Annotated in this window: 8 protein-coding genes; 6 read left to right on the forward strand and 2 right to left on the reverse strand. The window is 62.4% G+C overall.

What is annotated here, in order from left to right:
* Positions 1-11 precede the first annotated feature (11 nt).
* Both QM590_RS04785 and QM590_RS04790 read right to left on the reverse strand, forming a co-directional pair.
* Positions 12-1,160: an NAD(P)/FAD-dependent oxidoreductase gene (locus QM590_RS04785; protein WP_269594017.1), complete on the reverse strand. Its 1,149-nt coding sequence runs from the start codon at positions 1,158-1,160 to the stop codon at positions 12-14.
* Complete coding sequence (locus QM590_RS04790) at positions 1,150-2,112, reverse strand: dihydrodipicolinate synthase family protein (RefSeq protein ID WP_269594018.1); 963 nt, start codon at positions 2,110-2,112, stop codon at positions 1,150-1,152. Before QM590_RS04790 ends, QM590_RS04785 begins: the two co-directional genes overlap by 11 nt.
* 172 nt (positions 2,113-2,284) lie before the next feature.
* On the opposite strand from QM590_RS04790, the gene QM590_RS04795 reads away from it, so the two are divergent.
* From QM590_RS04795 to QM590_RS04820, 6 genes are all read left to right on the forward strand, one after another.
* The gene (locus tag QM590_RS04795; protein ID WP_269594019.1) at positions 2,285-3,289 is read left to right on the forward strand and encodes a LacI family DNA-binding transcriptional regulator; all 1,005 of its coding nucleotides are present in this window, start codon (positions 2,285-2,287) and stop codon (positions 3,287-3,289) included.
* Between the two features lie 228 nt (positions 3,290-3,517).
* Entirely contained in the window at positions 3,518-4,378 is an 861-nt protein-coding gene (locus QM590_RS04800; RefSeq protein ID WP_269594020.1) for an ABC transporter substrate-binding protein, read from the forward strand.
* Between the two features lie 30 nt (positions 4,379-4,408).
* On the forward strand, positions 4,409-5,149 hold the full coding sequence (locus QM590_RS04805) for an amino acid ABC transporter permease (RefSeq protein WP_269594021.1): 741 nt from the start codon (positions 4,409-4,411) through the stop codon (positions 5,147-5,149).
* Positions 5,146-5,934, forward strand: coding sequence for an amino acid ABC transporter ATP-binding protein (locus tag QM590_RS04810; RefSeq protein WP_269594022.1), 789 nt, complete (start codon positions 5,146-5,148; stop codon positions 5,932-5,934). The genes QM590_RS04805 and QM590_RS04810 overlap by 4 nt, the downstream gene beginning before the upstream one ends.
* Before the next feature lie 132 nt (positions 5,935-6,066).
* Positions 6,067-8,058 carry a TerD family protein gene (locus QM590_RS04815; RefSeq protein WP_269594023.1) on the forward strand — a complete coding sequence of 664 codons (1,992 nt, stop codon included), beginning with the start codon at positions 6,067-6,069 and terminating at the stop codon, positions 8,056-8,058.
* A gap of 165 nt (positions 8,059-8,223) precedes the next feature.
* The gene (locus QM590_RS04820; RefSeq protein WP_269594216.1) at positions 8,224-9,189 is read left to right on the forward strand and encodes an ABC transporter substrate-binding protein; all 966 of its coding nucleotides are present in this window, start codon (positions 8,224-8,226) and stop codon (positions 9,187-9,189) included.
* Positions 9,190-9,197 lie beyond the last annotated feature (8 nt).

Genomic DNA, 9,197 nt, shown 5'->3' on the forward strand with positions numbered 1-9,197 from the left:
GAAGCCTTCTTTCAGTGGGTAGGGAGGTGGACGAGGCGGTCGGGGGAGAACGCCGAGATATCGAGTTCTGGTTTTCTACCGTGCACCAGCTCGGTGAGGATGTGTCCCCACAACGGTGCGAAGGTGAACGAGTACGTGCCGCCTGCCACGAAGAGTCCCGGGGCTCCGGCGAGTTCGCCGATGACCGGCATTTCGTCGGGCGTGGTGACCACGGGCCCGGTCCAGGTATCGAGAAGCGCATTGTGGCCCAGCGCAGGCAGAAGTCGTCGGACCTGCTCCAGGTTTCCTGTGGTGCTGTCGGATCTGCTCGGGGCCGTCTCGCTGTCGTGGAACGCACCTGCTGGCCAACCGCCGCCGAGGACGAGGCGTCCCGTTCGGTTCTGCTTGATCGACATTCCCTCGCCGACGTGCTGCACCAGCACTTCGAGCGTCCGAGGTGCGGCATCGAGCGAGTGCATCTGCAACGAGGTCGGAACGAGATCGAGCGATACCCCTGCCATAGCCGCGATCGGAGCCATCCACGGACCGGCAACGTCCATCACTACGGGTGCAATCCACGTTCCACCGTTGGTGCGCACTGTCCAGACATCACCGTCGCGGGCCAATCCGGTGACCGGTGTCGACGGATGTACAGACGCTCCTTCGGACACGGCCTGACGTAACAGGGCAGGACCGGCGAGGTCGGGTTCTGCGAATCCGTCCCACGGACACCAGGTTGCGGCCTGAACGCTCGGGCCGAACAGAGGCAGCGCCTGCCGAGCGTCTTCGCCGCTCAGTACCTCCGTCGGGATCCCCGCAGCTCGTTCCCATCGGTGCTTCGCGATGAGGGCGTGGACCTGCTCCTCGGTTTCGGCCACCATGAACCCGCCGCATCGGTTCAGCCCGAGACCGGGCACCGTCTCGTCCAGTGTGTTCCACAGCGAGCTCGTCGACTTCTGCAATGGAAGCAGTTGTTCGACGTCGACGGCTGTGCCCTGCCCGGGCCTGCGCCTATGAATGGTCTGGATGTGCAGGTTGCCCGCAGTCGTACCGGAGCCGGCGGTGTTGGGTAGGGTGCGATCGAGCACAGCAACGCGAGATCCCGCGCGGGTGAGGGCGAGAGCCGTTGCTGCACCGACGATTCCGGCTCCGATGACAACGACGTCGACCTCAGACCGCATGAACAGCTCCAACGGTCGCGTAGGCATCGTCGATACCCGATTCGACGATGGCCGATTGCAGCGCGGCAAGCGTGTCGGCGTCGGTGACCGGCAACAGCGGTTCGCGCACGGTGCCTCCCGGTTGGCCGAGAAGGTTCATCACGGCCTTCAACTGGGGGATGGGGGAGGCGTACACGCCGCTGTAGTCGGACGCGATGAGCCGGCCCGAGAACGCGCGATAGCGATCGACCCACATGCGTGCGGTGTCGGCGTCACGTGCAGCGACCGCCTCGTAGAACGGCACCGCGAAGGGCGCGCCCACCCCACCGCCGTCGATGTTGCCGTCCCCACCCAGTTCGAGCAGCGTGGCAAGGCCGCGTCGATGCAGGAAACTCCCGAAGACACGGACGCGGTCGGACACGGCCTCGACGGTATCGAGCATGGCGAGCCAATCACCGGTGCTGTCCTTGATCGCGACGACGTTCTCCAGGTCGGCCAGTCGAGAGAACAGGTCGGGTGCGGTGCCCATGTCGACCGCAACGCCACGAGGCCAGTTGTAGGCCATGAACGGCAACGATGTTGCGGCACTGACGCTTCGGTAGTACTGGAATGTCTCTTCCGCCGAGGTGTGCACGTACGGCGGAGGTGTCGCCAGTATGCCGTCTGCGCCGACGGAAGCAGCGTGCTTCGCGAGCGCGGAGGACTGCGCAGCTGTGTACGCACTGACACCGATCACGACAGGGAAGCGGCCTGCGACTGCATCGATCGACGCTTCCGCGACGGTCTTTCGTTCGTTGTCGCTCTGACTGAACCATTCGCCTGTGCTGCCGTTCACGAGCACACCGTGAACACCCGTCTGCGCGTAGAGATTCATCAGGTCGAAAATTGCCTCGGTGTCGACGTCACCCGACTGCGTGAACGGTGTGGGAGCAGCGGGCCAGTAACCGGACCACGCGACATCATCGCGATTCATGGGAGTGCCTTTCGGGCTCGGGACGATCGACGACGCGTCGTACCCGCATTTGTGGGATCGATTGCATACACTGCCTTCGGGGTGGTCGAGTCGTCAAGCCGGAAACGTACTTGTAACGCGACCGCGGTCGAATATGTCTGTCCGAGGCGTGAAGCAAGAGAACGGAGAACCGATGGCGGTCACCTTGATCGACGTTGCGAGCGCTGCAGGGGTTTCGCGGAGCACGGCATCACGCGCATTGAGTGGATCGTCACTGATCTCCGCGGAGACCCGCGCAGCGGTCGAGGATGCGGCCCGGGTTCTCGGATACCGACCGAACAGGGCTGCGAGTGCGCTGCGCTCCAACAGATCGCACTTGATCGGTCTGGTCATGAACAACCTGCTCAATGCAACCTTTCACACTGTCGCCGAGGTGGTCCAGAAGAGGGCGGCAGCCAGCGGATTTCAAGTCCTGCTCTGCATCACCGATGCCGATCCGGCGCGTGAGAACGACGTCCTGGCCATGCTCGGCGAACACGGCGTGGACGGCACGATCGTGATCGGCAGTGGACGGAGTGCGGCGGCATCGAATGCGCTCCTGGAACAGGGCCGCGCGGTGGTCAACCTGATCCGTTCGGTCAAGGGGAGTTCGGCGTCGACGGTGCTGGCAGACGACGTCACGGGTGCTCGCGACGCGACGGCGCACCTGGTCGAGCTCGGGCACAGCCGGATCGGCTATATCGGTGGAAACGAGGATGCGACGTCCGGACGTGAGCGCTACGAGGGCTATCGACTGGCGTTGGCCGACGCAGGTATTCCGGTCGTCGAGACGATCGTCCGAAAAGGGCCGTTCACCACCGAATTCGGCGCCGAAGCGATCAACTCGCTACTGGATGCACCCCAGGCGATGACTGCTCTGTACGCAGCCAATCACGAGGCTGTCTTCGGCATCCTGCCCACGCTCGTCGGCAGGGGTGTCTCGGTGCCGGACGAGTTGTCGCTGATCTGCCACGAGGACATGCCGTGGCTCGCGATGTGGCAGCCGGCAATCACAGTCGTCGACAACGGCGCGGCCCAATTGGCCAACGTGGCCATGGACCTGTTGTTCCAGCAGATCAAGGACTCGGTCGAACCCGACGGGCGTACGTATCGAATCGGCGCTCGTCTGGTGGAGCGGGCGTCGTGTGCCGAATTGTGATCGACGTTCTCGGATCGCAGGAATGGGGAGCGCGATCACGTGCGAACGGTTAACAGTTGATGTACCGCGTGTCGGCAGTGTTAACCGCGTTGACGCCTCCGAATTCGTCTGCGACGCTTGATGCAATCGATCCCAAAGGATTGACTCTTCTCGAACCACTCCATCATCGTCGCTGCCGCCCCGTCCTCGAACGTGTAGTGCTGCAGTCGATATCGAAAGGCTCGCTCAATGCGCAAGTTAACAGGACTCGCCGCTATCACTGTTGTGGTAGCCGGCCTCACTGCCTGTAGTTCCTCGGACGATTCCGCAGCCGCGCCGACGGACTGCACACCCACGCTCGGTGCTTCGGACCTCGCCGAAGAAGGCGTACTGACGATGGCCACCAACGCAACTCTTCCGCCCATGCAGTACGTCGATCCGAACGGGGACGTGATCGGCATGCGCGTCGACCTCGGTAAGGAGATCGCCAAGCGCCTGTGTCTGACGCCGAAGTTCGTCAACATAGAGTTCGAGGCGCAGATTCCCGGTGTGCAGGCTGGCCGCTGGGACATGATCGACACCGGCATGTTCTACACGCCCGCACGCGCCGAGACCATCGATCTCGTTCCGTACGAGGTGCAGGCAGTCTCGATCTCGGTGCCCTCGGGCAACCCCGAATCGATCTCGAGCGTGGACGATCTGGCGGGCAAGACCATCGGGGTCGAAGCGCCCGGATACGAGTTCGACACGTTGACCGCCATGGCCGAGGAATTTGCGGCCGAAGGAAAGCCGGCGCTGACGGTGCAGACGTTCAAGACCAATGCTGATGCCTATCAAGCGCTTTCGGCGGGACAGCTCGACGGCACCTCCATCGTCGAGTCGGTCACGTCGTTCTACCAGGAAGACGGACGCTTCGAGACAGCCGTCGGTGGAATCAACGAGGCACCCCTTGCCATGGGATTCGCCAAGGGCAGCAAATCCTCCGCTGAGGTGGCGCGTGTGCTCTCGGAGATGAGGAGCGATGGATATCTGCCCGATCTGTTCGAGCAGTACGACGTCACCGGATACGAGGGCGATATCGCCGTCAGCACCGGTCCTCTCGACAGCTGATCCGACCAACGCAAGTCGAAAGGCACCCCCATGTGGTCCTGGGACGCATTCTTCTCCATCCTGACGAGCACCCAGCTGCTCGAAGGCGCGTGGGTCACTATCTGGCTCACCGTAGTCAGCATGATCCTCGGACTCGCTCTCGCAGTGGTGGTGGCCTCCGCGCGATCGTCCAAGCTCGTACCCCTGCGGATAGTCGCCGGGTTCTACGTGTGGCTGATGCGTGGCACGCCTCTACTGGTGCAGTTGGTGATCATCTACACCGGACTGCCTCAGGTCGGTATCAAACTGGGTGTGATCGAGGCGGCACTCGTCGGCCTGGTTCTCAACGAAGCCGCATACCTGTCGGAAATAGTCCGATCCGGATTGCTGTCGGTTCCCACCGGACAAACGGAAGCAGCACGGGCCCTCGGTATGTCACCCACGAAGGTCTTCCGCGTGGTGGTTCTTCCACAGGCGCTGCGGGTGATGATTCCTCCACTCGGCAACAGCTTCAACGGATTGCTCAAGACCACAACGCTGGTATCGGTCATCTCGGTGCAGGAACTGCTGCGTCGGACACAGTTCTTGGTGCAGGTGAATTTCCGAGTGCTGGAAGGGCTCTGCGCGGCAGCGTTGTACTTCCTGGTGCTGACAACTCTGTGGGGGTTGATTCAGAAGATGATCGAAGTACGAGTAGGGCGTGGACACGACCGCAATTACCGCCGTAAGGGCGGCCCGTCGAGTCCGAAGCTCGACGACAGCGCGATGAAAGCCGAGGCTGTGAACCGATGACGAGTGCGACGTCTGCGACCACGAAGGCCACGACGATGGTCGAGGTCAGGAACATGACGAAGGCCTACAACGATCTCGTCGTCCTCGACGACATCGATTTCACGGTGGACAAAGGGGAAGTTGTGCTGCTCCTCGGGCCGTCGGGAAGTGGAAAGAGCACCCTGCTGCGCACGCTCAACTGCCTCGAGACGATCGAATCCGGGACCGTCCGAGTATGCGGCGAGATGATGGGCTTCTCGGAAGGCGCCAAGCGAACGCCGCTGTCGGAGGCGCAGATCGCCAAGCAGCGGCACCACACAGGAATGGTGTTCCAGAGCTTCAACCTGTTTCCCATGATGACAGCGCTGGACAACGTCGCATCGGGTCCACGTCATGTCCTCGGCACGCAGAAGGACAAGGCGCGCAAACAAGCTCAGGAACTGCTCGACCTCGTCGGCCTGTCGGACAAGGGGGAGAACTACCCGTCACAACTGTCCGGTGGTCAGCAGCAACGCGTGGCGATCGCCCGAGCGTTGGCGATGAAGCCCGAAGTGATGCTGTTCGACGAGCCCACGTCTGCCCTCGATCCCGAGATGGTCAACGAGGTCCTCGACGTCATGCTTCGACTGCGCGACGAGGGCATGACGATGGTGGTGGTCAGCCACGAAATGGGCTTCGCGAAAGCGGCCGCAGACAGGGTCGTCTTCATGAGCGACGGGAAGATCGTGGAAGAGGCACCTCCCGGTGAGTTCTTCGACAATCCCAAAAGCGCTCGTACACAACAATTCTTGAGTCGTATTCTCTGACGGGCGTGGGTGGCGCCGACCACGCGTGCCGTAGGTCGAATGAATGAATGTAGAGCGAGGACGACTCACATTGCCGACCGGTGCATAGGGTGAGCAGTCGGAGTCCGATTTGTCCGACAGGAGCGTGTCAGCGTGAGTTCACCCATCCTCGCCAAGGGCCAGAACATTTCCCTGCCGGACGAGGTGACCGAGCTGGATGTCATCGTGTCCTGGGTCGACCCGGAGCGAGATCTCGATGCGTCTGCGCTGCTGGTGAATTCGAGCGGGCACGTTCGGTCCGATGCAGACTTCGTCTTCTACAACCAGCCGGAGTCCGAGGACGCAACCGTACGCTACCGCGGGAGCAGTAGCACCGACGAAGGCAAACAGGAACGAGTGTCGATTCACCTCGATTCTCTCGCAGCCGAAGTCGACAAGGTGGTCATCGCGGGTAGCTCCGACGACGTTCCGTTGGGTGAGTTCGGGAAACTGTCGATGCAGGTGCGGGATCAAACCGGTTCTGTGCTCGGGGAGTTCCTCACCGCCGATGCGTCGTCGGAACGTGCGTTGGTGTTCGGCGAGGTGTATCGGCGGAACGGCGCATGGAAACTACGGGCGGTCGGACAGGGCTGGGAAACCGGTCTCGGCGGTCTTGCGCAGGACTTCGGAGTCGACGTCGACGACAGCGAGCCCGAAACCTCGGAGAACGACGTGGTCGTGGTCGAGGTCGCTGACTCGCATGTTCAGGCAGTCGACACGACCGGTGAGATCGTCGACGTCTCGGTCGTCGATGTCGAGCCGCCGAAACGTGGCGTTCGCACCAAGAAGCCCATTGCCAAGAAGGTCACGCCGCCTCGGTTCACCCTCGCCGGGGGAGAAGCGTGGCAGACGGCTCGCCTGTTCTCCGTTTCCGGTGTCGGATCCGGTGAGGAGCAGGAGAAGAGGGCCACCTCGGCACTGATCGCGACGATGCAGGCGGTTCGTCCGTTCGCTCGCGCAATCTGCGCACATGCCGGAGCGCCATCCGGTCCCTTCGAGGGCTATCTCGAAGTGCAGTTCGCCAAGGGCGAGGGCAAAGTCATCCCCGACGGTGTGTTCCGCGTATCGCGCGCGGGCCAAGTGTGGACCGCGTTGCTGGAAGTGAAGACCGGTACCGGCAAGCTGCAGAAAGAGCAGCTCGAGAATTACCTCGATGTCGCGAAAAGGCACAGGTACGAGACCGTTCTGAGTTTGTCCAACGACATACCTGCCTCCGCCGGTGAGCTTCCTGTGCAGGTGAACAAGACCAAGCTGAACAAGGTAGCGCTGCGGCATATTTCATGGTCCGAGGTCATTCACGAGGCTCGCATGTTGTTGTCACACGGCGACCTTGCCGATTCTCTTCAGGTATGGATTCTGAGCGAATTCGTCCGGTACCTGACGCACCCGAAGTCCGGCGCGACGGAGTTCGTCGACATGGGTCGCCATTGGGTGGCAGTTCGTGACTCCGTCACCGCCGGGACCCTCCGCGCGAGTGATGTCAAAGCGTTGTCGGTCGCGAACACGTGGGCGTCGCTGTCCAGGCACCTGGCTCTGCGGATGACCGCCGATCTCGGCGTTCCGGTGAAGCACCACCTCCCGAGAAAATTCAGCGGAGATCCCCAGGCGCGCAACGAGTACATCGTCGAGCAGCTCGTTGTCTCCGGGTGTCTCTCGGCCACATTGCGCATTCCGGATGCCGCCGGGGATGTCACTGTCGAAGCGGATATGCGTACCAACAAGATTCAGTGCAGTACCGCAGTCGACGCGCCGACCGACGGAACCGCGCTCCGGCGAGCGTCGTGGCTACTCAAGCAACTGAAGAACGCTCCCGCCGATATCTTGGTCGAAGCCGTGTTCGCAGACGCAAGCGAAATATCGTGCGAGAACCTGGCGACCGTGCGAGCGGATGCCAAATCGTTGACCGCAGGCCGATCCAGCGAATTGCAGTACTTCACGCTGACGTCACCGACCAAGATGGGCAGCAAGCGCTCGGGATCCGCGGCCGGCTTCATCGGTAGCGTGACCGACGGTCTCGACGCCTTCTATCGCGATGTCGTCCAACCTCTGAAGCCATGGGTCCCGTCGGCACCGGGAACGTCCCCGGTCGACACCGTGGTCGACTGACCGGACCAACTGCACCGAACCCCCGTCGTGTTGGTTAGTCTATCCCAACATAGGCAACGTTTGCCTAACTTGGATGATGGGGAAAGAATGCGGACCTTCAGAATTTCAACGACTCGAACGCGGGGATCTCGACGCACACTGGCGACGACATTCGCAGTGCTCTCGATGGTGGGCGTCACCGCGTTGAGCGGATGTTCCTCTTCGGACAACGAGCCGGGGGAGTCGAACACGACCACTTCGGAGTCCGGTTTCAGCTACGTGGACGGCCGCGGCGAAACCGTCGAACTCGACGCGGTGCCGTCACGCATCGTGGCCAGCGAACAGGCTGCCGCAGCGTTGATCCCGCTGGGCATCAAGCCGGTCGGCATCTGGGGAGGGAGCTCCTTCGAGTCGTCGATCCCGCTGCGCGGACTCGATCTCGACGGCATCGAAAGCGTGGGACAGGCATACGGCGACATCGACGTCGAACAGGTCGCGGCCCTCGACCCCGATGTGCTCATCACCGGCTGGTACGCCGGGGACGCCTACGGCGGCCTCGGTCTGGAAACATCCGACCTCGCCAACCAACTCGAGCAGGTCGCACCGTTCCTTGCTGTCTCCGCGCAGAAGCCCTCCTCCGAGACCCTGCAGGACTACGAGACACTGGCCACCGAACTCGGTGCCGACGTCGATACCGACGCAAACCGGGCCGACCGTGAGGCCTACGACTCCGCTGTCGCCGACCTGAAGGAAGCAATTGCTGCCAAGCCGGGTCTGACCGCGATGGCCATCTCCCCGTCGGACCAGTACTACGTCGCGATCAACGACGAGTTCCCCGAACTGCGTGACTACCAGAACTGGGGTCTGACGCTTCTCGAGTCCGACGTTCCCCGCGCCGCCGACTCGGGATCCTTCACGCCCGTGAGTTGGGAGAATGTCGGTCAGTATCAGCCGAATCTCATTCTGCTGGACACCCGTTCGTACTCGACCCCGCTGGCGGAACTGGAAGCCGACCGTCCGACCTGGGCCCTGGTCAACGCTGCGGAGGCCGGAAACATCGCCGACTGGACCACCGATGCGACCAACAACTACGCGAGCTACACCGCGCAGATCGTCGACCTGACGGCGGCGATCGACAAGACGACCGTCTAGATCCACAA

The sequence above is a fragment of the Rhodococcus sp. IEGM 1372 genome (assembly GCF_030056835.1).
Classification (GTDB): Bacteria; Actinomycetota; Actinomycetes; order Mycobacteriales; family Mycobacteriaceae; genus Rhodococcoides.

Coding starts and splice junctions, on each gene's coding strand:
- QM590_RS04785 (WP_269594017.1), bottom strand. CDS start 1,160: ATGCGGTCTGAGGTCGACGTCGTTGTCATCGGAGCCGGAATCGTCGGT.
- QM590_RS04790 (WP_269594018.1), bottom strand. CDS start 2,112: ATGAATCGCGATGATGTCGCGTGGTCCGGTTACTGGCCCGCTGCTCCC.
- QM590_RS04795 (WP_269594019.1), top strand. CDS start 2,285: ATGGCGGTCACCTTGATCGACGTTGCGAGCGCTGCAGGGGTTTCGCGG.
- QM590_RS04800 (WP_269594020.1), top strand. CDS start 3,518: ATGCGCAAGTTAACAGGACTCGCCGCTATCACTGTTGTGGTAGCCGGC.
- QM590_RS04805 (WP_269594021.1), top strand. CDS start 4,409: ATGTGGTCCTGGGACGCATTCTTCTCCATCCTGACGAGCACCCAGCTG.
- QM590_RS04810 (WP_269594022.1), top strand. CDS start 5,146: ATGACGAGTGCGACGTCTGCGACCACGAAGGCCACGACGATGGTCGAG.
- QM590_RS04820 (WP_269594216.1), top strand. CDS start 8,224: ATGGTGGGCGTCACCGCGTTGAGCGGATGTTCCTCTTCGGACAACGAG.